Origin of the sequence: Undibacterium sp. Jales W-56 (assembly GCF_025548535.1) — a bacterium.
GTDB lineage: Bacteria > Pseudomonadota > Gammaproteobacteria > Burkholderiales > Burkholderiaceae_D > Undibacterium.
In genome coordinates this window covers 972,856-996,153 of the sequence record NZ_JAJLQW010000001.1, presented here as the reverse complement: position 1 = coordinate 996,153, position 23,298 = coordinate 972,856, and the positions used below count along the sequence as shown (strand labels likewise).

At 54.3% G+C, this 23,298-nt stretch carries 22 protein-coding genes and 1 riboswitch; of the genes, 4 read left to right on the top strand and 18 right to left on the bottom strand.

What is annotated here, in order from left to right; genetic code table 11:
* Together LPB67_RS04470 and LPB67_RS04465 are read right to left on the bottom strand one after the other, a co-directional pair.
* Nucleotides 1–2,400, bottom strand: coding sequence for a bifunctional salicylyl-CoA 5-hydroxylase/oxidoreductase (locus LPB67_RS04470; RefSeq protein ID WP_262835848.1), 2,400 nt, complete (start codon nucleotides 2,398–2,400; stop codon nucleotides 1–3).
* Nucleotides 2,401–2,452: 52 nt separating this feature from the next.
* Complete coding sequence (locus tag LPB67_RS04465) at nucleotides 2,453–4,105, bottom strand: AMP-binding protein (protein WP_262835847.1); 1,653 nt, start codon at nucleotides 4,103–4,105, stop codon at nucleotides 2,453–2,455.
* Nucleotides 4,106–4,533: 428 nt separating this feature from the next.
* Between LPB67_RS04465 and LPB67_RS04460 the strand changes: the two genes are divergently transcribed.
* Nucleotides 4,534–4,896 carry a GFA family protein gene (locus LPB67_RS04460; protein ID WP_316685082.1) on the top strand — a complete coding sequence of 121 codons (363 nt, stop codon included), beginning with the start codon at nucleotides 4,534–4,536 and terminating at the stop codon, nucleotides 4,894–4,896.
* Nucleotides 4,897–4,943: 47 nt separating this feature from the next.
* Nucleotides 4,944–5,315 (top strand): nuclear transport factor 2 family protein, encoded by a 372-nt coding sequence (locus tag LPB67_RS04455; RefSeq protein WP_262835846.1) that lies wholly within the window; start codon nucleotides 4,944–4,946, stop codon nucleotides 5,313–5,315.
* Nucleotides 5,316–5,528: 213 nt separating this feature from the next.
* Here LPB67_RS04455 and LPB67_RS04450 read toward each other — a convergent pair whose 3' ends face one another.
* From LPB67_RS04450 to LPB67_RS04385, 14 genes are all read right to left on the bottom strand, one after another.
* Complete coding sequence (locus LPB67_RS04450) at nucleotides 5,529–6,965, bottom strand: cobyric acid synthase (protein WP_262836164.1); 1,437 nt, start codon at nucleotides 6,963–6,965, stop codon at nucleotides 5,529–5,531.
* A gap of 250 nt (nucleotides 6,966–7,215) precedes the next feature.
* On the bottom strand, nucleotides 7,216–8,019 hold the full coding sequence (locus LPB67_RS04445) for a cobalamin-binding protein (protein WP_262835845.1): 804 nt from the start codon (nucleotides 8,017–8,019) through the stop codon (nucleotides 7,216–7,218).
* Nucleotides 8,016–8,930, bottom strand: a complete 915-nt coding sequence (locus LPB67_RS04440) for a cobalamin-binding protein (protein ID WP_262835844.1) — start codon at nucleotides 8,928–8,930, stop codon at nucleotides 8,016–8,018. The genes LPB67_RS04445 and LPB67_RS04440 overlap by 4 nt, the downstream gene beginning before the upstream one ends.
* A gap of 229 nt (nucleotides 8,931–9,159) precedes the next feature.
* Nucleotides 9,160–9,714 (bottom strand): bifunctional adenosylcobinamide kinase/adenosylcobinamide-phosphate guanylyltransferase, encoded by a 555-nt coding sequence (cobU, locus tag LPB67_RS04435; RefSeq protein ID WP_262835843.1) that lies wholly within the window; start codon nucleotides 9,712–9,714, stop codon nucleotides 9,160–9,162.
* Nucleotides 9,711–11,051: a cobyrinate a,c-diamide synthase gene (locus LPB67_RS04430; protein ID WP_262835842.1), complete on the bottom strand. Its 1,341-nt coding sequence runs from the start codon at nucleotides 11,049–11,051 to the stop codon at nucleotides 9,711–9,713. Before LPB67_RS04430 ends, cobU begins: the two co-directional genes overlap by 4 nt.
* The gene (cobO, locus tag LPB67_RS04425) at nucleotides 11,051–11,638 is read right to left on the bottom strand and encodes a cob(I)yrinic acid a,c-diamide adenosyltransferase (protein ID WP_262836163.1); all 588 of its coding nucleotides are present in this window, start codon (nucleotides 11,636–11,638) and stop codon (nucleotides 11,051–11,053) included. Before cobO ends, LPB67_RS04430 begins: the two co-directional genes overlap by 1 nt.
* A gap of 60 nt (nucleotides 11,639–11,698) precedes the next feature.
* Nucleotides 11,699–12,484: an ABC transporter ATP-binding protein gene (locus LPB67_RS04420; RefSeq protein WP_262835841.1), complete on the bottom strand. Its 786-nt coding sequence runs from the start codon at nucleotides 12,482–12,484 to the stop codon at nucleotides 11,699–11,701.
* Nucleotides 12,484–13,554 (bottom strand): FecCD family ABC transporter permease, encoded by a 1,071-nt coding sequence (locus tag LPB67_RS04415; RefSeq protein WP_410482696.1) that lies wholly within the window; start codon nucleotides 13,552–13,554, stop codon nucleotides 12,484–12,486. Before LPB67_RS04415 ends, LPB67_RS04420 begins: the two co-directional genes overlap by 1 nt.
* Before the next feature lie 343 nt (nucleotides 13,555–13,897).
* A complete protein-coding gene (locus tag LPB67_RS04410; RefSeq protein ID WP_262835840.1) occupies nucleotides 13,898–15,757 on the bottom strand; it encodes a TonB-dependent receptor domain-containing protein in 1,860 nt (619 codons plus the stop codon).
* Nucleotides 15,758–15,924: 167 nt separating this feature from the next.
* Nucleotides 15,925–16,173, bottom strand: a riboswitch (cobalamin riboswitch).
* 85 nt (nucleotides 16,174–16,258) lie between these two features.
* Nucleotides 16,259–16,615: a PilZ domain-containing protein gene (locus tag LPB67_RS04405; RefSeq protein ID WP_262835839.1), complete on the bottom strand. Its 357-nt coding sequence runs from the start codon at nucleotides 16,613–16,615 to the stop codon at nucleotides 16,259–16,261.
* Nucleotides 16,616–16,682: 67 nt separating this feature from the next.
* Nucleotides 16,683–17,243: an alpha-ribazole phosphatase family protein gene (gene cobC, locus LPB67_RS04400; protein WP_262835838.1), complete on the bottom strand. Its 561-nt coding sequence runs from the start codon at nucleotides 17,241–17,243 to the stop codon at nucleotides 16,683–16,685.
* Nucleotides 17,228–17,989 (bottom strand): adenosylcobinamide-GDP ribazoletransferase, encoded by a 762-nt coding sequence (locus LPB67_RS04395; protein WP_262835837.1) that lies wholly within the window; start codon nucleotides 17,987–17,989, stop codon nucleotides 17,228–17,230. The genes cobC and LPB67_RS04395 overlap by 16 nt, the downstream gene beginning before the upstream one ends.
* A 49-nt stretch (nucleotides 17,990–18,038) precedes the next feature.
* Nucleotides 18,039–19,073 carry a nicotinate-nucleotide--dimethylbenzimidazole phosphoribosyltransferase gene (gene cobT / locus LPB67_RS04390; RefSeq protein WP_262835836.1) on the bottom strand — a complete coding sequence of 345 codons (1,035 nt, stop codon included), beginning with the start codon at nucleotides 19,071–19,073 and terminating at the stop codon, nucleotides 18,039–18,041.
* Between the two features lie 360 nt (nucleotides 19,074–19,433).
* Nucleotides 19,434–19,832, bottom strand: coding sequence for a diacylglycerol kinase (locus LPB67_RS04385; protein ID WP_262835835.1), 399 nt, complete (start codon nucleotides 19,830–19,832; stop codon nucleotides 19,434–19,436).
* Between the two features lie 251 nt (nucleotides 19,833–20,083).
* Here LPB67_RS04385 and LPB67_RS04380 point away from each other — a divergent pair, with 251 nt between their 5' ends.
* Both LPB67_RS04380 and LPB67_RS04375 read left to right on the top strand, forming a co-directional pair.
* Complete coding sequence (locus LPB67_RS04380) at nucleotides 20,084–20,647, top strand: DUF922 domain-containing Zn-dependent protease (protein ID WP_262835834.1); 564 nt, start codon at nucleotides 20,084–20,086, stop codon at nucleotides 20,645–20,647.
* A gap of 155 nt (nucleotides 20,648–20,802) precedes the next feature.
* Nucleotides 20,803–21,579 carry an IclR family transcriptional regulator gene (locus LPB67_RS04375; protein WP_262835833.1) on the top strand — a complete coding sequence of 259 codons (777 nt, stop codon included), beginning with the start codon at nucleotides 20,803–20,805 and terminating at the stop codon, nucleotides 21,577–21,579.
* 34 nt (nucleotides 21,580–21,613) lie between these two features.
* Here LPB67_RS04375 and LPB67_RS04370 read toward each other — a convergent pair whose 3' ends face one another.
* The gene (locus LPB67_RS04370; RefSeq protein WP_262835832.1) at nucleotides 21,614–22,564 is read right to left on the bottom strand and encodes a sensor histidine kinase; all 951 of its coding nucleotides are present in this window, start codon (nucleotides 22,562–22,564) and stop codon (nucleotides 21,614–21,616) included.
* A complete protein-coding gene (locus LPB67_RS04365) occupies nucleotides 22,561–23,298 on the bottom strand; it encodes a response regulator (protein WP_262835831.1) in 738 nt (245 codons plus the stop codon). The genes LPB67_RS04370 and LPB67_RS04365 overlap by 4 nt, the downstream gene beginning before the upstream one ends.

The window sequence follows — 23,298 nt, the reverse complement described above, 5'->3', positions numbered from 1 at the left end:
TCAGCCTTCCAGTAATTTGGCGGCGACTTGTTGTGGCGTCAGTCCACCATTCGCCGCAGCCATTTGTTTTTCACGTTCCAGGTTACGTTCCAACTGCATCTTGGCCGCCGTATATTGTTTCGGCCAGGGCATATCCAGGTAACCGAGTTTAGCGGTTTCATTCAAGGTCCATGCCGGATTGGCCAAGTGCGGGCGAGCGATAGCGCACAGATCTGCGCGTCCGGCGGCGATGATGCTATTGGCGTGATCGGCTTCATAAATCGCACCAACCGCGATGGTTGCAATCTGCGCTTCATTGCGGATGCGATCTGCAAACGGTGTCTGGAACATACGGCCATACACCGGTTTTTCTTGCTTGCTGACTTGCCCCGACGAGCAGTCGATCATGTCAGCGCCCGCCTTCTTGAACAACGCTGCAATCTGCACCGCATCGTCCGGTGTAATGCCCCCTTCGACCCAGTCATGGGCAGAAATCCTGACACTGATCGGTTTATTTTCGGGCCAGATCGCACGGACAGCGGCAAATACCCGCAAAGGAAAACGGCAGCGATTTTCCAGCGAGCCGCCGAATTCATCGGTCCGGTGATTGGTCAACGGCGAGATGAAGCTCGATAACAGATACCCGTGCGCGCAATGCAGTTCCAGCCAATCAAATCCTGCTTTATCCGCTTCTTGCGTCGCCCGGACGAAATCGGCGGTAACCCTGTTCATGTCCGTCAGCGTGGCGGCACGGGCGATTTGCGACACGCCCGCTACATACTGCTGCTCCGATGCGGATATCAGTGGCCAGTTGCCACTCTCCAGGGGTTGGTCAATGCCATCCCAGGCACGTCGGGTTGAGCCCTTTGCACCGGCATGTCCAAGTTGCACCGCGATCTTGGCGTCGGTGTTGTGGTGCACGAAATTGACGATACGCTTCCAGGCCTGAGTGTGTTCGGGTTGATAGAGGCCGGGACAGGCAGGTGTGATGCGGGCATCCGCAGAGACGCAGGTCATTTCTGCGAAGACCAATCCGGCACCGCCCATTGCCCGGCTGCCCAGATGCACCAGATGGTAGTCGCCGGCGACACCGTCTGCCGCAGAATATTGCGCCATAGGCGATACCACGATCCGGTTTTTCAAAGTGACGCCGCGGACCCGAAACGGCGTCAGCATAGGCGGCATAGGCGGACTGCCGTCAGGCAGTGACAGCGTCTCGCCGATTTGAGAAAACGCATGCTGCGCCGTCCAGCGTTCATACGCCTGTACATAGCCGGCATCGCGGACACGCAAGTTCTCATGCGATAAGCGCTGGCTACGCGTCAGCATCGAATAGGCGAATTGCGGCACCTGCATGGCGGTATAGCGCTGTACGTTTTCAAACCATTCCATCGAATTGCGGGCCGCGCTTTGTATTTTCAGCACTTCAATCGCACGCACTTGCTGATAGGCTTCCAGCACGGCAGCCATGCCTTGCGCACCGTGCAACTGAAAGCTGTTCGCCAGTTCTATCGCATCTTCCAACGCCAGCTTGGTACCGGAGCCGATGGAGAAATGCGCGGTATGCGCCGCATCCCCCATCAAGACGACCGGCACCGGCTTCGACTGCAAGGTATTCCAATGCACCCAATGCTTGCAAATAATGCGGGGGAACTTAATCCAGCTGGCAGAACCGCGCAGATGGCTGGCATTGCTCATCAAGGCACATCCATCCAGATATTTTGCGAACAGTTTTTCGCAAAAAGTAATCGCCTCCGGCTGACTCATCTGATCCAGTCCTGCCTTCAACCAGACTTCTTCCGGTGTTTCAATAATAAACGTCGAGGTATCGCCGTCATATTGATAGGCATGCGCCTGGAACCAGCCGAACTCGGTTTCTTCAAACGCAAAAGTAAAGGCCGGAAACAATTTTTTGGTGCCCAGCCAAATGAAGCGACATTTGCGGTTGTCGATGTCGGGCTGGTAGCTGTCGGCATAGCGTGTACGCACCAGGCTATTCAGGCCATCGCTGGCAATCACCAGATCGGCCTGATAATCCAGCGCTAATTGCCGGTCATCCTGCACATGGGTCTCAAACACCAATTGCACGCCGAGTTGCTCGCAGCGTTCTTGCAAAATATTGAGCAGGCGCTTACGCCCGATGCCGCAAAATCCATGACCGCCAGAGCGTACAACCTGCCCCTTGAAGTGCACGTCGATGTCATCCCAATGATTAAAGGATTGCAAGATGAAACGCGCCGTTTGCTCATCGGCGTTCACTAAATTACCCAGGGTCTGATCCGAAAAAACGACACCCCAGCCAAACGTATCGTAAGGACGGTTACGCTCAATTACCGTGACCTGGTGCGCGGGGTTTTGCTTTTTCATCAGCAGACTGAAATACAAACCAGCCGGACCGCCGCCTATGCAAAGTATGTTCATTATTTATCCAGAAATAGTCTTATTCCGTTTGGCCGAAGTCTTTTCAGATTGTTCAGATTGCCGGCTGACGCAGTTTGTAACGCTGTAACTTGCCGGTTTCGGTACGCGGTAAGGAAGAGCGGAATTCGATCGCGCGCGGGTATTTGTAAGGAGCGATGCCCGCTTTAACAAAATTCTGCAATTCCTTGATCAATGGATCGGATGGCGCGATGCCTGCTTTCAAGACCACAAACGCTTTCACGATCTGACCCCGCTCCTCATCTGGCAAACCGACTACGGCACATTCAGCAACCGCGGTATGCTTGAGCAAAATCTCTTCTACCTCAGGGCCGGCAATGTTGTAGCCGGCGGAAATGATCATGTCATCGGTACGGGCGCGATACCAGAAATAACCTTCGCTATCCATTTCATAAGCATCGCCAGTCAAGTTCCAGCCCTGCATCACATAATTGGCCTGCCGTGAGTCGGCCAGATAGCGACATCCGGTCGGTCCCTTGACCGCCAGACGGCCGACTACCCCGGGCCCGGCGAGCTTCCCCTGCTCATCGAGTACGCAGGCCTGATAGCCGGGCACCACCTTACCGGTGGCGCCGGCTCGCGCCTCCTTGCCGGCGGCGGAAATAAAGATGTGCAGCATCTCGGTTGCGCCTATGCCATCGATCATTTCCAGGCCGCTCGCTTTTTTCCAGAGTTCACGGGTTGACGCGGGTAAGGCTTCCCCTGCCGACACCGTCTTCTGCAAATGTGAGAGATCGAAACTCGATGCCAGTGTTGCCATCTGACGATAAAAAGTCGGTGCCGTAAAACAAATCGTGGCTTTGAAATCCGCCGCCGCTTTCAGCAAAGTCTCTGGCGTCAGTTTTTCCAGCAGCACCGTGGTAGCGCCGACCCGCATAGGAAACAATAAAAGCCCTCCGAGTCCAAAGGTAAACGCCAGCGGCGGTGTGCCGATAAAAATATCACTGCTGGCAGATGCCAGGACAGAACGCGGAAAACAGTCGCAAATTGCCAGTACGTCGCGGTGAAAATGCATGGTGCCTTTCGGCATGCCGGTGGTACCGGAGGTAAAGCTAATCAGGCAGACGTCTTCCGCCGAGGTATCGACAGGCGCAAATTCATTGGGTTGTAGCGCCATTCTGGCTTCCAGGTCCCGCGCAGACTGCGTCTGGGCATTGAAATAAACGATTTGCTGCAGGACATGGGATGTCTCTTGCGCCAGGGCCATTTCTTCCCGCAAAGCGTATGAACACAGAGCCGCAGTGACTTGCGCCTTGTCGATGATGGTGGACAGCTCTTTGGCGCGCAATAAAGGCATGGTCGGCACTGCGATGCATCCAGCCTTCAATACCGCCAGCGTACAAGCCGCCATCATGGGATGATTGGCAGCACGCAGCAAAACCCGGTTACCCGGCACCAGCCCCATGTCTCTGATCAGAACGTTGGCGATGCGGTTGACCGTTTCCAGCAAAAAAGAATAGCTCCAGCTAGCCTGATAAGTCAGGATCACCGGTTTATCGCCGTAGCCCGCAGCGACCATTTTATCCAGCAACTCTTCCACACAATTTAATCGTGCCGGATATTGCAGCTCGGGCAAAGTAAAGATCAATTCCGGCCATAGCTCCCGCGCCGGCAAATTATCCTGTGCAAACTTGTCGATGTGAGCGCTATCAACATGGGCGCTGTCAACATGGGTATTCACGATCATTTTTTCTCCAAACGCATTCGTCGAAAAATCTACACTGACACTTTTAAATTGCCGCCTCTTAAAAAATACTTTAAACCTAAACTATTCATAGGTAAAGTAATTTATTGATGATATTACTACTCTGCTACGACCTGCACTCTGATAGATATTCCATCTGCATTTCAAACGGCGCTTGCCGTCCTGATTGCGCTTTATCCAACCAATTTTTCTGGATACGACAGCCTGTAAGCAGTGTCAATAAAGACCGCCTTACCCTGAGTCGTGCTACGCATCGTTTCGGCCAAGATCAAGTCATGCCTTTTTGTTGACAGACAATCGAAAAAATCAAGCTTGCCAAGCAAACGTCCTCGCTGACGCCTCAAAAAATGATCGGCGACATCCAGCAAATAATTTACCCTTACCTCTCCAGGATAAATAAGGTAATCAGCATGGAAACCAAGAAAGGAAATTGCCACTGCGGCGCGGTCGAATTTGAAGTCGATCTGGCAAACGGACTGGAAAATCTGCGCCGCTGCAACTGCTCGCTATGCCGGCGCAAGGGATCGATTATCGCCAGTGTCCCGATAGCAGGTTTGCGTGTGGTCAAAGGCGCTGACATGCTGACGCTGTATCAATGGAATACCAACACAGCAAAACATTATTTTTGTAAAGTCTGTGGCATCTACACACATCATCAGCGCCGTAGCAATCCCACGCAATTTGGTTTTAATGTGGCGTGTATTGAGGGAGTCGATCCATTTCAGCTGACCGGCATTGCAGTGGGCGACGGCGCATCCCAAACCCTGCTTTGACCGATATTTTTTTAAGAAAATCAGAATCTGTTAACATTTAAATCGCCATGAAAAAAATACTGTCGCCGGAAGCAGTCGTTCAACAACAGCTGGATGCTTATAACGCACGGGATCTGGAAGCATGGTTAGAAACCTATGCCGATGAGGCGCAGCAGTATGAGTATCCAGCTAAATTAGTCGCCAACGGCAAGGCGGAAATCCGTGAGCGTAGCAGAATCCGTTTTCAAGAACCGAACCTGCATGCAAGATTAATCCAGCGCAGCGTGATGGAGAATTTAGTGATCGACCATGAAGAAGTAACCCGCACTTTCCCTGAAGGAACAGGTACTATCCGGCTGGTCGCGATCTATCAGGTCGCGGATGGCAAAATCCAGTCGGGCTCTTTTATGTTTGGTGCAAAGAGTTTAGATAAAGCCTGATTTTCTATCTGCGTAGAAGAAACGGACTCCAGACACTGGAACGATTATGCACGCTGTCGTAGGTATTGCCTTCGCTGCGCGTATCCAATCCTTCCCAACGCATAGCTCTTACAAAGAAACACTGGGGGACAGAGAGCAAGCGAAGAATTTCCGCAATCTTTTCTGTGAATCTTTATATCTCTCTATTTTTTGTGTCCCTGTGTTGAGAATTTTTTAAAATTCCTGCAAAGCCGCCAGCAAAGGAAGACAGGCATCCGCCACGCGATCAATGCTTTGTTCACGCAAAGCCGCCAGATCTACTTTGACTTCCGTCTTCAGCCCTGCCCACGCCAGCAAGGCGGCGCAAGCCTCGGGATGGTCAAACAAGCCGTGCAGATACGAGCCCAGTATCCGGTCATCCGGCGAGCGGCTGCCTTCCAGCTCCTTACTTTCATTCTCGAGCTGAAAGACCGCTTGGGTCTGGTTGCTCGCATAGGTAATGCCCATATGAATTTCGTAGCCGCTGACCTTGGCAGCCTGGTCAGCCGCGCCGAACAAACAGCGTCCGCTCACTTGCTGCAGACGTTTATCCTGCGTCAGTTCGGTCGTGATATCCAATAAACCCAGCCCCTCCGAGTCACCCGGCGCGCCCTCGACGCCATGTGGGTCGCTGATTACATGGCCCAGCATCTGATAACCGCCGCAAATACCGATAATTTTGCCGCCGTAGCGCAGGTGTTTTTCCAACACGGGTTGCCATCCCTGTTCCAGCAAAAAAGCCAGATCGGCGCGCGTGTTTTTGCTGCCGGGCAGGATGATCAGATCTGCCGCAGGAATCGCCCGGCCCGGCCCGATGAATTGCAAATCGACTTCAGGATGCGCGCGTAAGGCATCGAAATCCGTATGGTTGGAAATACGCGGAATCGCCGGCACGATGATGCGGAATTTGCCTGCGCCGGACTGGCTAGCTTGAATCGCATCTTCTGCGTCGAGCATCAGTCCATGCAGATACGGCAGTACCGCCAGCACCGGCTTGCCGGTTTTTTCTTCCAGCCACCTGAGCCCAGGCTCCAGCAGACTGATATCGCCGCGAAAGCGGTTGATGACAAAGCCGACGATACGCTGTTGCTCGGATGCCGACAGACAAGCGAGCGTACCGAGGAAGTGCGCAAATACACCGCCGCGATCGATATCGGCGACCAGAATCACAGGGCAATCCACGGCTTCGGCAAAGCCCATATTCGCGATATCGCACTCGCGCAAATTGACCTCGGCCGGACTGCCTGCACCTTCGACGATGATGCAATCGTATTGCTGTTGCAGGCGCGCATACGATTCCAGCACGGCTTGCATGGCGACGCTTTTGTATTGATCGTAGTCGCGCGCATTCATGTCGGCGCGCACCTTGCCGTGGATGATGATCTGCGCACCGGTATCCGATGAAGGTTTCAGCAATACCGGATTCATATCGGTGTGCGCCGGCAAACCCGCAGCGATCGCTTGCAAGGCCTGAGCGCGTCCGATCTCGCCACCGTCGATGGTCACGGCACTATTCAGCGCCATGTTCTGCGGCTTCATCGGCACGACCGCGACGCCCTGCCTTTTGAGCAGCCGGCACAGTGCGGCAACGACGGTACTTTTACCCGCATCCGAGGTCGTCCCCTGAACCATTAAGGTGGTGATTTTCATAGCAAGTTTTTTGACAAAAAAAATATACTGGGATTAGTATAAATAAGAACCGCAATAATATAAGGCGCAACAAGGATAAAATTTATAAAAATAGGGGGAGTATATCAATTAGAGTCAATAAAAACAGACGCAGAATGCGCCGCGAAAGCAAATTCGGCACGTTGTTCTTTACACCCCTGCGGCGAGTGTTTTGTATCTCGCCTAATTTCTGACGCTCGTCAAAACGATCACATCATCTGCCTTGCCATGCGCTGATAACTGATGCAACTGCGTGATGCAACTGCGGCAGGCCATGCAGAATTGCCGATGGTCCCGGCGATAAGATATCCGCCGATTTAATCTCGACGACCAAAGCATTTTGGCAGGCGGGAATCTGCTGCCAGCCCTCGCGTTCCAGCACACTCTCTGGCCTGAATTTTTTACCGCACCACGATCCTATGATGATGTCCGGTGCGCGCCGTACGACTTCAGCAGGGTCGGCGATGATGCGTTGTCTGGCGCTGTGATGTTGCGCCAACTCGCTAAAAACATCTTCGCCACCGGCAATATGGATCAGCTCTGAAACCCAGCCGATGCCGGACATCAGGGGCTCATTCCATTCTTCAAAATAAACTTTGGGTCTGCGCGTCCATTGTGTTGCCTGTTGTTGAATGCGATCGATCTGCGCCTGCAATGTCGCGATCAATTGAGTACCTTGCTCTTGCTTATCGACCAGTCTGGCGAGTACGGCAATCATGCGCAGAATGCCAGCGACGGTGTACTGGTTAAAGACATGCACTTCGATACCGGCGGCGATCAGTTCGCGACAGATTTCAGCTTGCATATTCGAATAAGCGATCACCAGATCCGGTTGCACTGCCAGGATGCGATCTATCTTGGCGGAAGAAAATCCGCTGATTTTTGTTTTCTCTTCTCTCGCCCGGGCTGGTCGTGTGGTGTAGCCAGAGATGCCGACGATGCGGTCGTCTGCGCCTAAGGCGTATAAGGTTTCTACCGCTTCGGTCGAGAGGCAGGCAATGCGCCGATACAGGCTCATGGACGGGTACCGCGCTTGCTTCTGGCTTGATCCAGCGCTTCGCACACGGCTTTGGCACCGTCGATAATGCGCGGCCCGGCCCGGTTTAACTGGTCGCCGTCAAGCACGAACAGATTATTATTTTTTACCGCCAGCAGATTGCCGATGCTCTTCCATTGTTCTATACCGCTGATGGCCTGGGTCTTGCTGTCGCCGGTCAAAATGACTTCGGGATTTTCCTGTATCACGGATTCCAGTCCAACCACCGGCGCTAGAGGCGACAAACGCCCGAAGATATTTTCGCCGCCACAGACACGGATCGCATCGCTGACGATACTTTTATCGTTCAAGGTATAAATCGGCTTGCCCCAGACCTGATAAAAAGTCCTGACTGTCGGCTTGTTTTGATACCGTGTAGTGAGTTGATGGAGTTGCTGACGAAACTCATCGGCGGCGATTTGCGCCGGCTTCTCCGTTCCAAACAACTGACCAAGTTTCAGCAAAGTCGCCGGGATATCGTCGAGTTTATGCGGTTCGCTGAAATAATACGGGATGCCGGATTTACGCAAAGGTTCAAGTTGACGCTCGAACGCACCATGCATCCAGACCACCAGCAGATCGGGTTTCATGGCGATGATACGTTCTATATCTAACTGGCGATTATCGCCGACCCGCGGAATCGTCTTGGCTGCGGCGGGATAATCGCTGTACTCGACCGTGCCGATCAGCTGGTCACCGGCACCGGCGGCGAATACCAGCTCAGTCACGTGCGGCGACAAGCTGATGATGCGCTGTGCCGGACGCGCCAGTGTAATGGCATTACCCAGATCGTCAGTCACGCTGATTGCCGCCTGGCTTGGCGCGGCGAAGATCAACGACAAGCATGTCGATATGGCCGGGATTGCTAAATGAGCGAGACGTAATGTGGTCATCGATGGCCTAAAGAAATTGAATTGAAAATACAAAAAACCTATTGATCCGATAATTAAACTATTTATGCATTCAATGCCACTCTCACTTCGCCACTCCTGCGAAGGCAGGAGTACCGCTGACAGCATGCAGGAACAGCGCGTTTTTGCCGATCATGCTATTTTCTGCCGTACTCCGCACACGTCATCCTGTCGTGCGAAGGACGCAAGAAAAATTTTCAATCAAGTCATTTTAAACAACGGACTTCAGATACAAAGGCAAGCCCGCCGCGACCCAGGCCACTTGTTCGCATTGCGCTGCAACGGCCTGGTTCAATCGCCCCGCCTCATCGACAAACCAGCGCGAAATCGCCCCCTGCGGGACGATGCCCATACCGACTTCGTTGGAGACCATCACCAGGTCGCCACGACACGATGTCAGCGCTTGCAAAAACAGGTCGCGCTGCTCGGCGAACATCGCAGGCGGCGTAATATTGCCGATTTCGGGCATCTCAATGTGCTCGGAAAACAGCAGATTCGACAGCCACAAGGTCAGGCAATCGATCAGGATCAGATTGTCCGGCGTGCTGTATTGCTCAATGGTGTCCGCCAAAGACAATGGTTGCTCAAGCGTCAGCCATTCTGCGGGACGCTGGGTCCGGTGATGCGCGATCCTGCTCTGCATCTCTGCATCATTCGGCTGCGCCGTCGCGAGATAGATCACCGGTTTGCCTGAAGCGCTTGCCAGACGCTCGGCATAGGCACTTTTACCGGAGCGGGCGCCGCCGAACACCAGGGTGCGCGTCATCTAGTTTCTCCTGAAAACAGCCCGGCAACCGCCAGCGGATTAGATGGAAAATACGCATGAAAATACGAAGCGTGCAAATTACCATCGCGGTAAATTGCTTCGCCCTGCTCCGGGTTTGCGCTCGGCGGCGCATGTTTGCGTGCATGGCTATACGGCGTTAAGCTCGTCTCGAAACGCGAATAATGAAAAGTATGTCCGCGCAATTCGCCGGCACTGCCGGACCAGGCTTGCGCACCCAACGCCGCCAGGCGTTTTTGCATCACCACCCGGCCAGGCAAGAGCCCCGCCATCGTCCATGTGCGTTCTTGCTGATCGACCAGCTTATCGGTCAATACCATCATGCCGCCGCATTCCGCCAGGATAGGCAGACCGCGCGCATGCGCGGCGCGTATCGACGCTTGCCATTGCTGCGCCTGACTCAGCACCCCGGCATGCAGTTCAGGATAGCCTCCGGGCAAATACACGGCATCGGCCCCGGCTGGCACTGGCTGATCGGCCAATGGCGAGAAGAATTCGATCTTCGCGCCAAGCGCCTGCAAACACAATACATTCGCGGGATAGATGAATGCAAACGCCGCATCACGGGCAATCGCAATGGTTTTTCCCTGCAATAAGGCTGGTGTTTTTTCGTGCGCTGTTTCCGCCATATGCCCGCATTCGAATTGCGTCAGCGGCAAGGCATTCCAGGCATCCAGGTCTAGCGCCAGCTGATCCGACTGAAGGTCCAGCATTTGCTCTAGCTGCGCGACCTCGTCGGGCAACACCAGACCTAAATGCCGCTCTGGCAAACCCTGCTCCTGGCGCGGCAAACTCGCCAGCAACGGGATAGGATTCACTGGCACTTTGTGCATCGCATCGGCCACCATCTGTGCGTGACCCGGCGAGGCAATCCGGTTCGCGATAACGCCTGCCATGCGTACCGGACCGAAATCGCGCAAGCCCATCACGATGGCCCCCACAGTCTGCGCCATGGCAGAGGCATCGACGACCGCCAACACCGGTACGCCAAAAGCTTGCGCCAGATCGGCCGAGGAGGGATTGCCGTCATACAAACCCATCACGCCTTCGATCAAAATCACGTCGGCCTCCGCCGCGGCTTGCGCCAGCAGTGCGCGCGACGCCTCTAATCCGACCATCCACAAGTCCAGCGACAGCACCGGCACACCGCTGGCGCGTTCCAGCATCATGGGATCGATAAAATCAGGGCCGGTTTTAAACACCCGCACCCGCTGTCCTAGCTTGCGCAACTTGCGCGCCAGCGCGGCTGTCACGGTGGTCTTGCCCTGACCGGAAGCAATCGCGGAAATCAGGACGACGCGGGCGGACGATGTGCTCATTACCACTCGATCCCGGCTTGCGCCACGATGCCGTCGTTAAACGCATGCTTGACGACCTGCATCTCCGTCACGGTATCGGCGATCTCGATCAACTCCGGCAAAGCACCGCGCCCGGTAATGATCACATGCTGCATCTCGGGCCGCGCATCCAGATCCGCGATCACTTGCTGCACGTCGAGGTAGTGATATTTGAGCGCGATATTCAACTCATCGAGCAAGACCATGCCGATCTTGGGATCGCTTAAAAATTCCTTGGCCTTTTGCCAGGCGAGCCGGGCTTTTTCAATATCGCGTTCGCGGTTCTGGGTTTCCCAGGTGTAGCCCTCGCCCATCGCATGAAAGCTGACTTCATCGGGGAAGCGGCGCAGAAAAATCTCTTCACCGGTGGACATCGCACCTTTAATAAATTGCACGACGCCGACCTGCATACCATGCCCCATTGCACGCATCACCATGCCAAAACCGCTGGAGCTTTTGCCCTTGCCATTACCGCCGTTGATCACGACCACGCCGGTCTTGCGCTGTGCGGCTTCGATCTTCTGATCCATCAGTTCTTTTTTACGCTGCATGCGGCGCTGATGGCGCATGTTGATATGGTCTTCGTTGAGCTTATCAGTAACCTTAATGTCGATCGGTGTATTCACGGTTTAGTGTCCTGGTAAAAAGAGTGTATGCTCGCCGTGCCGTATCAGTTCTAAAGGATGACCTAGGCAAAGACCAAGTTTGTCCGCTGTCATGACCTGCTCAACCGGACCTGCCTGCCAGCGGCCATCCCCCATCAGGAGTAAAGCGTGGGTAGCGATGCGGTGCGCCAGATTAAGGTCGTGACTAACCATGACGACGGCCTTGTTTTGCTCGCGGCATAAACGGGAAAACAGTTGCATCACGCTGACCTGATGCGCGAGATCGAGCGCATTGGCTGGCTCGTCCAGCAACATCAAAGCAGCGTCCTGCGCCAGCAAAGCGGCAATCGCCACGCGCTGACGCTCACCGCCAGACAGGCTGCGCACATCGCGCTCCGCCATCTCGGCGACATCCAGCTCCTGTAAAGCCGCATGCGCCAATTCCAGGTCATCCGGCGACTCCCAATAATGCGCATCATGATAAGGATGGCGCGCGCTCAATACGGTTTCAATGGCGCGATAGCCGAAGGCATCGACTCTGCCCTGCGGCAAAAAAGAACGCTCCCGCGCCAGCGCGCTGAGCGGCCATTGCTGGAGTTTCTTATTCCTGATCACGACAGTGCCACGCTCGACCGGGCGCATACCCGCCAAGGTGCGCAGCAGTGTGCTTTTGCCCGCGCCGTTGCGGCCAATGACGCACCAGCACTCGCCGCTCTTGACTTGCCATTGCAAGGCATCGAGCAGCACGCGCTTGCCGGCTGACAAACTCAGATCGCTGGTAGTCAGCAAAACCTGCGTAGCTGTGTTCATCAGCGCCCCTGCTTTCTCAACTGATGTAATTGCAGCAGGAATAACGGCACACCGATCATCGCGGTGATCACACCGACCGGCAATTGCTGCGGCGCGACCGCAGTCCGCGCCAGCGTATCGGCCAACACCAAAAAACTACCGCCGGCCAGCGTCGCTACAGGAATCAGCAAACGATGATCCGGCCCCCAGGCAAAGCGGCAGGCATGCGGAATAATCAGTCCGACAAAACCGATACTGCCGGCACTGCTGACCGCACTCGCCGTCAATAGAGCCGAACAGATAAACAAGGTTTGCCGCAATCGACCGATATTCACGCCCAGACTCAGCGCATTATCTGCATGCATGGCGGCGACATTGATCGATCGTGCCATGCGCAATGCCAGCACTAGTATGACACTCCATATAATCCACGGCAGCACACGTGAATCTGCATTCGATAAATCGCCGATCATCCAGAACACCATGCCGCGCAAACGACTGTCAGGCGCAACCGACAGCATCAGCGTAATCAGGGCGCCACAGCCGGACGCGACAATCACGCCCGTCAATAATAAAAGCGGCGCACTGCCGTCCGAGCTGCCGCTACCGCGCAAATCGCGATAAGCCAAAGCAAATAACAAGGCAGCGACGGCAATCGCACCGCCAAACGCGGCCAGATCCACCAGCCAACCCATGCCGACAAACAAGATAGCGGCAAGAGCGCCGACCGAGGCACCGCCGGAGACACCGAGTACATACGGGTCGGCCAAAGGATTGCGCAACAGGGCCTGCATCAGCACCCCGGCCAGTGCCAGCGTCGCGCCGGTCACAAAACCCAATAAAGCACGACCGAGACGCAACTCCAGCAAAGTCGCCGCCAGCGTCGATGGCTTGCCCTGCAAAAGCTCCAGCAAGCCGTTCAACAATTCAGCGAGAGAAAGCGACACGGAACCAGTCACGCAGGCAATCGCAATACTGCCGAGTGAAATCAGGATCAAAATAAAAATGATACGCGAGGCGCGCCAGGAGCGATGCCTGCTCGCCGTCGCAGGCGCGGTGATACTGGAGCCTGAAGAAGTAGCTAAAGTCACGATCCGCCTTATGGAAGAAATCGACAGAGACAATCTGTCAGAACACCTGGTTTAATTCGTAAGAAAGAAACGATAAAAACGCCAGCAGGAATAAATAATCGCGCGGCTAACTCCTTCTCCCGCTCACGGGAGAAGGCTGGAATGAGGGTGTAGGTAATTACCGGGCATAAATTCACACCAAGACCCTCAAAAAATTCAAATCAAAAGCGATTTCACAAGCTTAAGCGCTCACCAAATTCGCACGCCAGCATCGTTTGCATGCACCCTCACCCCTGGCCCTTCTCCCGCATGCGGGACAGGGGAATAAGGCTACATCCTCTGATAACTGAGGGATAACGCCAACTTATTTAAAACCGTAATTCACCCCAACGAAGACATTAGAACCGATCGTCGTATAGCCTTTTGCGAGTTCATAATCTTTGTTCAGCGCATTATTCCAGCGCCCGATCACCGACCAGTTCGCTGCCACATCATAGGTCGCATACAGATTCAATAAGCTATAACCACCTAATCGTTGGGTATTTTGCATATCGTCAAACCGATCGCCGGAGAACACGGCTTCTACGCCGAGCTTGGTTTTAGCCAAGCTATATTCGGCAGCCAGACTACCGTGTTGCGTACTACGACGTGCCAGACGCAAGCCGGTAGTGTCATCTTTCGGATCCTGAATATCCAGAGAACCGCGCAAGCTCAGATCGCCCAGACGAGTGGAACCGCCGAGCGTCAAACCGGACAACGTGGCTTTGTTGACGTTATAAGCGCAACCGTATGGATGGCTGGACTTTTCTACCGGACATAGATTGGCATAGACCAGCAAATCTCTTGCCTTATTGGAGTAATACACTGCACTGAACTGGCTGACGCCGTCTTCGTAATAAATACCGATTTCGGTATTCTTGGCTTGCTCCGGTTTATTGGTGGAGATGCCGTAGTATGGGTAATACAGCTCATTGAACGTCGGCGCACGGAAGCTGGTGCCGTAGCTGGCATTGACCCGCAAGGCATTACTCAGGCGATAGCCGTATGCCACGCTACCGGTCACTTTGGAGCCATATTGCGAGCTGTCGTCATAACGCGCACTGGCGCTGACCAGATGGGCATCTTGCTTGAATACATAGGAGCCGGCTAAAGAATTGGTAGTGCGGTTGCCGCTCACTTCTTGAGTGCTCGCCTGCACTTTTTCTTTACGGTGTTCATAGACCAGTTGCAGCACATCTTTGCCAAAGCTGATGTCATTCTGCCAGTTCAGGCTAGTCTGCCTGGTGTCGAATTGACTTGGGCCAAATGAGGCATCGGTAAAACCCTTATCCGCCGTTTCAGCAATTTGCACGGTGCTGAGCCAGTTACTGGCCAAACGGTTTTTCGTGAAGATCGCGAGGGTTTCCAACTTTTGGATATTGCGATCATCGTAGCCGGGACCCGCGTCGAATTGCGCATTCAGGCGGCTTTGCAGGAAGCTGATGCCGAGGTCGTGTCCCGTGGCGACTTCATAACCGAGGCGACCGCTGACGCTGTCCAGCGTGTAGCCGTCTTTATCTGGGTTGTAGTAATACCGACCGGCACTGGGGCGGGTCGCGGAGAAACCATCCTCCTCTTCATGGCCGACATTCAGCGCGAAGCTGACATTACCTGCTGTCGCGCCGCTAATGCCGGCACCGGCCTTACGCAAGCCATAACTACCCAGGCCGACAGTAGCGGTAGGCGTGATGACTGCGCTGCCTTTTTTGGTAAAAATCTGCACTACGCCACCCATCGCATCAGCACCATACAAGCTGCTGAGCGGGCCGTAGACGATTTCGATACGCTCGATCTGGGACAACGGGATCGCCGACCAGGTAGCGCCACCTAAAGTTGATGAACCAATGCGGATACCATCGACCAACACCACGTTTTGCGCATTGGCACCGCCGCGAATAAAGACAGATGAGATAGTGCCTGGACCGCCGTTGCGGGCAATCTCGATACCGCGTTGCTGTTGCAACAAATCGACGATGGAGGCGGCGCCGGACTTGGCAATTTCTGCAGCGGTAATGACGACGTTGTCTGCCAGCACATCTTTGGCAGCCTGCACTTGACGACCCGCGGTAATTACCACATTCGTGGAGGTATCAAAGTTTTGGGTACTCTGGGCGAACGCAGAAACAGAAGGAAAAATAGCAGCCACAGCAACGCTGATGGCGAGCGGTTTGAATGAAGAAGTCATGATCACAATGAAAAAGGGCAAGCAGCCAACGTCCCCGCAGGCTGCATGAACACAAAGTGCCACCACAACTTATTCCACACAAACACATCAATCACATCGCTAACTTGTGCAAGGCACGGATAACGCCGGAACTGACCGCCAATGAAAATATCCCCTGAGGGTGTCGGTAGCACTTCACTTATTCTGGCCGGTATCCGGGCTGACAAGCTTCACCTTCCGACCTTCCCATGCCGGAGCATAGTGGTATTTGCAGAAGGCTGCCGTAAAGTAAGGTCTTTGCAGACCGCGTCTCTACAGCGCTTGTTCACCGTTGCGGGGGCAGCACACGCTTGCGAAATGGCATCATTTCACATTATGTTTCCCGTTTAACCGCGGACATGAGCATGTCCGCGAGCACCAAAACCCCGCCATTCTAAGGCCAGAGCCGCTTGGCGGCAAGCGCAACCGCTTGATTAGCTTGATTGAAACTGACTTAGCGGATGCGCCGTGGATGGTGAAATCTCAGGCGGCATGATCGGCTTTGCCCGCTCTGGAGATCCAGGCATCGATTAAATTCTGATGCAAATCCGAGAGTTCATTGAATTTCACACCGATCCGGTAATCATCTTCTGCGAGTATGCAATGCTGAACCAAGGCTTTGCATGCGACCTTGAAGTGCTGGGAAACAGGGTCGGCAATCCCCGGCACTTCCATCATGATCCGGTATTCGTGATTGACTTCCAGGCTATGCGGACAGTGCATTAATATGCCGCCGCTGGACAGGTTGACGATTTTGGCGGCAACCAGGCTACCATCGCCGAGTTTGACGGCCGCACGCCAGATGACTTGGGTGCGCGGGCTTTTCCTTAGCTCTATCATAGGCATGCCTTCTCAATGATGCTGCGCCGCTGAAATTACCTCTCCGACAATAATAACATTGCCATATTTATAATTGCAACTGTCTGCATTCACCAAAATCAATCGCCTGGCGATCCGCCACTACCCTGCGCGCCAGCGCTTCCGGGCTGATCCCGGCTTGATAGGCCAGCATCAGACGCATGGAACCTGCATGGCTGACAACGATGACATCCTTTTTTTCGGCTTGCCACAGACGAAAAATCTCTTGCAGAAAATCGATCAGCCGACTAGCCATATCGATCAGGTTTTCGGCGCCGCCGGGGCGATATGCGCTGACATCGTTGGCCCAGGCATCGATCTCGGCGCGCGGGATCCGGTCCCAATGCTGCAATTCCCATCGACCGAAATTCATTTCCATCAAGCGCGCATCGCATTCTGCCGGCACTTGCAGATCGGATGCCAGATGCGCCGCAAGCAGGGTGCAGCGTTGTAAAGGGCTGGAGTAAATTTTCGCGCTGGCGGGCAAGATGGCGCGTAATGATGGCAACACTAATTGGCATTGCATCTCACTGCTCGCCACATCGGATTGTCCATAACAAATGCCGGATGCGATGTCCGGCTTGGGATGACGGATCAGATAGAGCTGCATAGTCCGATGTAAAACGCGACTTCGGACAACTGCTGCACCGCGCCCAGACAATCGCCGGTGTAGCCGCCTATCCTGCGCACAAACATCCGTGCCAGCCACCAGCTTGCGAGGATCAGCAGAATCGCAGCGAAAATCGTATTGTTCAGCGGCACGAACTGCCAGTACAACAGTAGCGCAACTGGCAGCAATACCGTCGATCCGGCGATCAGGAATTCCGCGCCCGACATATGCTGCGCCAAAGGTTTGGCCTTGCCTTCGAGTCGCGCATAATCCAAGGCATAGATCAAGCTGCAAGCGGCCAAGCGCGACAGCGGATGCGCCAGCAATAAGGCCGGGATCACGTACTGCGCAGGCATGCTCGCCAGCACAGTCAGCTTGCCCAACAGCATCAGGCAAATCCCGATCGCACCGTAGGCACCGATGCGCGAATCCTTCATGATCTCCAGCACCCGTTCCGGCGTCATGCCGCCGCCAAAACCATCGCAGACATCGGCGAAACCATCTTCATGAAACGCACCGGTGAGCCAGATGCCTGCCGCGGTCGACAAAATCACCGCCACCGCTTGCGGCAACAGCAGATGCGTTATGCCGAAGACCGCTGCCGTCAGCAGGGCGACGACCCAGCCGACTGCCGGGAAATAACGCGATGCCTGATGCAACCACGCCGCCTCAAATCCCACCCAGGATGGAATGGGAATACGCGTAAAAAATTGCAGCGCGATAAAAAACAGCCGGATTTGGTGCATAGGTGTACGAAGGGTTATCGAAAGAAATACAGCAGCAAGCAATGACGCATCAAGACTTCTCACTCACTTGCGCCGACTCGAAAGTCGCCATCTGATTCATAAAGTTCACTGCGGCCTGCAACAACGGATACACCAGCGCAGCCCCGGTTCCTTCGCCCAGCCGCAAATCCAATTGCAATACAGGACGTGCGTCCAGGGCCGCCAGCATCCTGGCATGACCGCTCTCATCCGAGCGATGCGCAAAGATGCAATAGTCGAGAATCGCCGGCTGTAATTTTGCTGCGACCAGCAAGGCGCTGGTCACGATAAAGCCATCGATCAGCAATACCATGCGCCGCTCAGCCGCAGCCAGCATGGCGCCCACCATGGTCGCTATTTCAAAACCGCCGAAACATGCCAATATCGCTAAAGGATCGCTTACTGTCGCATGCAATTTCACCGCGTCTTCAATCACTTTTTGCTTACGCTTGACGCCAGCCGCATCCAGACCGGTGCCGGCACCGACGCACTCTGCAACGGCAATGCCCGTCAGCTTATGCATCAGGGCGGCGGCGGCAGTCGTATTGCCTATTCCCATTTCGCCAAAGCCAAGTACATTGCCAGGTAAGGCTGCGACCAGGTCTTTACCGTTCTGCAGGGCGGCCTGACACTGTTCGGCCGACATCCCCGCTTCCTGCGCAAAATTGCGTGTACTACCCGCGATTTTGCGATCCAGCAAACCATCGCGCACGCCAAAATCATGATTAACGCCGGCATCGACAATATGCAGCGCCAGTCCATTCTGGCGGGCAAAGACATTGATCGCGGCCCCTTCGGCCAAAAAGTTTTCTACCATTTGCCAGGTCACGTCTTGCGGATACGCGGATATACCCTCGGCGACCACGCCATGGTCACCGGCAAACACCATAATCGCCGGCTGGTGCAGCGCGGGCTGGGTGGTTTGCTGGATCAAGCCGATTTGTCTGGCAAGCTGCTCCAGCCAGCCGAGACTGCCCAGCGGCTTGGTTTTATTGTTGATGCGGGCGGTCAGCGCACCCGATAAAGCGTCGTCATGAGTAGCGATGATAGAAATTGTTGAAGTCATTGTGGTGAGCTTAATTATGGTGGTTTTAATGATGGAGATCTTAATGCGAATAAAAATTCAGCAGTCATTCAGAATCGCTGAGCCATTACGAGGAATGCAAACCTAACGGCGCATAACAGCGATAGGACTTACGCAAAACGACAAGCTGCTTACCACAGCGTACATTGAACCCGCAGGCTGGATGCGGCTTTCGGAGGCATTTCGTGCCAACAGGCGCATCCAGCTTGCGGGTTCATTTGCATATCAAACTCCATGCTGCCAGTCCCTCTCTTGCCTTTTCTCTGTGTCTCTGTGGTGAGAAGGTTTGGTTTTTGCGTAAATCCTAAGCTAATACCAGCTATACAAGGCCGGCAATCTGCGCTAGTAGTAAAACCGGTTAAACAGAATCACACCCCAGGTTCCAAGCGAAATCAGCAAAGTCAGCAAGACCGCAGCACTGCCGAAGTCTTTCGCATTTTTTGACAGAGTATGTCGCTCCAGCGAGACCCTGTCGACGACCGCCTCGATCGCCGAGTTAATCAACTCAACCACCAGGATCAGCAACAGACTGGCAATCATCATCAGTTTCTCAAAAGACGAAACCGGTAACGCCAATGCCACCGCCATGCCGATCACGACTAAAATCAATTCTTGCCGAAAGGCGTGTTCATTTTTCCAAGCTGATTTAAAACCATCAATCGAATAAAAAAAAGCAGAAAAAATACGCTTGACACCGCTCTTGCTTTTAAACTCGCTGACGGCTTGTTCCTGATCGTTCATGAGTGCTTCCTGAAATAAAAAACTTTAGTATTGGATGGTCATGCGATCCAACAATCATCCCTAGCTACGACAGCAAACTAGCTGGTGCCGCAGATTTTAACAGCACCGTATCGCAAATATGCGACTTAGATCATTTCTGCGACCGGCTCGCTGATAAACTCCGTTCTCAGGTAGTCGCACAAAGCATCTGATTTAATTCAAGCACGACTCGCCTTCCTGACTTCATTTATCCATTCGTCATTCGCCAAATAATGAAAACAATCGCTCTGTGCTTTTTTTGCCTGTGTCTATGGATCGATGCTCATGCCGAAGTGACAGAGCATCTCGACTACATCAACTATCCGGCGAATGCCGATCCGCAGCTTTCGCTAAAAGCCATTTTGAACAGCGCTTCACCGATTCGGGAAAACGGCAGAGTTTTTCATGGCTTCACCAAATGGTGGGTGAAGTGGCATTTCTGGTGGCAACAAGCGCCGGATGGCCGATGCAAGATGCGCAAGGTCAAAGTTGACCTGTCAGGAACGATCACGCTGCCAAGATTGGTCGGCAATATATCTGACGCGCAGAAAATGCAATTTGAGCAGTTCGCCGCGGCGTTAAAAACGCATGAGCTTGGTCACTACAACAATGGCAAACAGGCGGCCTATGCAGTGGAGCAAGCGATACTCAGTTTACCTGGCATGGACGACTGTCAAAAACTCGAATCACAGGCGAATAATCTGGGCATGCAAATCCTCAAGGACTACAACCTGAAGGATGCCCAATACGATACGACCACCCATCATGGCAAAACGCAAGGCGCCTGGCTTAACTGAGCGCAACAAGTACGGCCAGCCAAGACAACTGCAGGGCTAATTACGCCATTAAATTCCAGCATCGTGAGCAATTCAGCTCGATTTCTGACGCCAACAAGCTGACGCGCTTTTCACATTGTGGTATAAAGCATCTATTGCAATGCACCAACCATCATATGAAAAACGACACCACGAATTCCGAAAAAACCTCGATACAGGTAATCGAACGACTGGTATCCCTACTGGATGCCCTGTCGCGCTATCAGGATCCCGTCAGCCTGAAAGAACTCGCCATCGTGACGGGCCTGCATCCGTCGACCGCGCACCGCATTCTGAATGATCTGGTCACGACCCGCTTCGTCGATCGCGCCGAGGCGGGCTCCTACCGCCTGGGCATGCGCTTGCTGGAGTTAGGCAATATTGTCAAAAGTCGCCTGAATGTACGCGAAGCCGCGCTCGAATTCATGCGCACCCTGCACCGCCAGACGCACCAGACCATTAACCTGTCGGTACGTCAGGGCGATGAGATCGTATATATCGACCGCGCTTTTTCGGAGCGCTCCGGCATGCAAGTCGTGCGCGCCATCGGTGGTCGCGCCCCTTTGCACCTGACCTCGACGGGCAAATTATTTCTATCGCTCGACGAGCCGAAAGCGATCCGTGCGTATGCGACCCGCACCGGTTTGGCTGGTCACAATAAAAACTCGATCACCGATTTACACAAGCTGGAAAAAGAACTTGCCGAGGTCCGCGAACACGGCTTTGCACGCGACAACGAAGAACTGGAACTCGGTGTGCGTTGCATGGCGGCCGGCATACGCGACGACAGCGGCAAGATGATTGCGGGCTTGTCGATTTCAGCACCCGCCGATCGTTTGCAAGAAGAATGGCTGGAGGATCTGATCTCCACCGCCGAGCAGATTTCTGAAACGCTGGGCTACGTTCCGTCCTGAATTATAAAATGCTGCAGCAGCGATTTGGTAATATTCAGCGGCGAGTCAGACGTATCACGAACCGGCTGCTGCCATTGTCGGTGCGCTCGCAGCGTGCCTCTCCGCCATGATGCCTGGCGATCTGCTGCACTAATGCCAGCCCCAGGCCAACACCCGTATTGGTCACGATATGCGGGCTGCGAAAAAACGGTTCAAATACGCGCTCCAGATGCTCGGCAGCGACACCGGGGCCATGATCGCTAACGACCAGTTCCGCGCCTTGCTCGCCGCCACGTAATTCGACTAAAGTCGGCGGCTTCCCGTATCGCTTAGCGTTTTCCAACAGATTCCTGATTAAACGCCGCAACAAGCGTGACTGCCCTTGCAAGATGACGGGAACGCCGCCAAGCTCGACATCGTCGTAGCGCGTGCATTCCTCGGCCACCAGCGCCAGCAGATCGACCTCTTCGAGCGCACCGAGTCCGACCGGCGCCTCCAGCCGGCTAGCCAGCAATATCTCGTCTAGCAAAGCATCGAGTTCAGCGATATCCTGCTCAAGTTCAGCACGTCGCCTGGGTTCGGCACTTTCTTTCATCAAGGTCACCGTCAAACGGATGCGGGTCAACGGGGTACGCAATTCGTGCGAGGCATTGGACAGCAGCGATTTATGCGCCACTACCAAGGATTCGATTTTTTCAGCCGCACGGTTGAAAGCATGTGCGAGTTGTGCAACCTCGTCGCGCCCCTCGACTGCGACGCGTGTCTGCAAGTCGCCCTCACCCAGCGATTCGACCGCCATCTGCAAGCGTTCCAGGCGTAGGGTCAGACGCCGGATAAACGGATAAGCACCGACACTGACGATGAGAGCCAGTCCGCCGAATACCAACGACCACACATGATCAGGCACGCCTCCGATTCTATGACGCAATCCAGTACCGATAACGGTATATACCGCCATGCACGCGAGTAACGTCAGATAAAAACTCAGGTAAAGCCGTGATCTCATTCCTGCACCTTTGCAAATACATAGCCTGCGCCGCGCACCGTGATGATACGCCGGGGTCGTTTCGGGTCATCTTCAATGGCGAAGCGGATACGCGAGATGTGAACATCAATCGAGCGGTCGAAGGCTTCCAACTTTTCACCTTTGACGCGATCCAGCAAGAAATCGCGGGTCAGGACCCGACCGGCATTTTCGGCCAAGACCTGCAACAGATCGAACTGATAAGAAGTGAGCGGCTGAACATCGCCATCTTTCTTCAAGCAACGTGTATCCGGATCGATTTCCAGGCGACCGAAACGCAAGCTGCGGTCCGGCGAGTAGGAAATATTCGACACACCCTGTCCATCAGACGCATCAGGCATATCGATTATTCGCCGTTGTCGCCGCAGAATGGCAGACAGTCGAGCCAGCAATTCACGCGGCTCGAAAGGTTTGGGCAGATAATCGTCGGCACCGAGTTCCAGTCCAACAATGCGGTCTGTAGCATCGCCGCGTGCAGTCAACATCAATAGCGGCACCTCGCTATGACGGCGCAGGCGGCGACAGACTTCCAGTCCATCCAGATCCGGCAGCATCAGATCGAGTACCACCAGATCGAAGCGTTCTTGCGCCAGACGCGCCAACGCTTCCGCACCGGTACCGGCGATACAAGTGCGGAAATGCGCTTCGCCCAAATACTCGCTGAGCATTTGGGCCAGACGGACATCGTCTTCGACCAGCAGAACGAGTGGATTCAT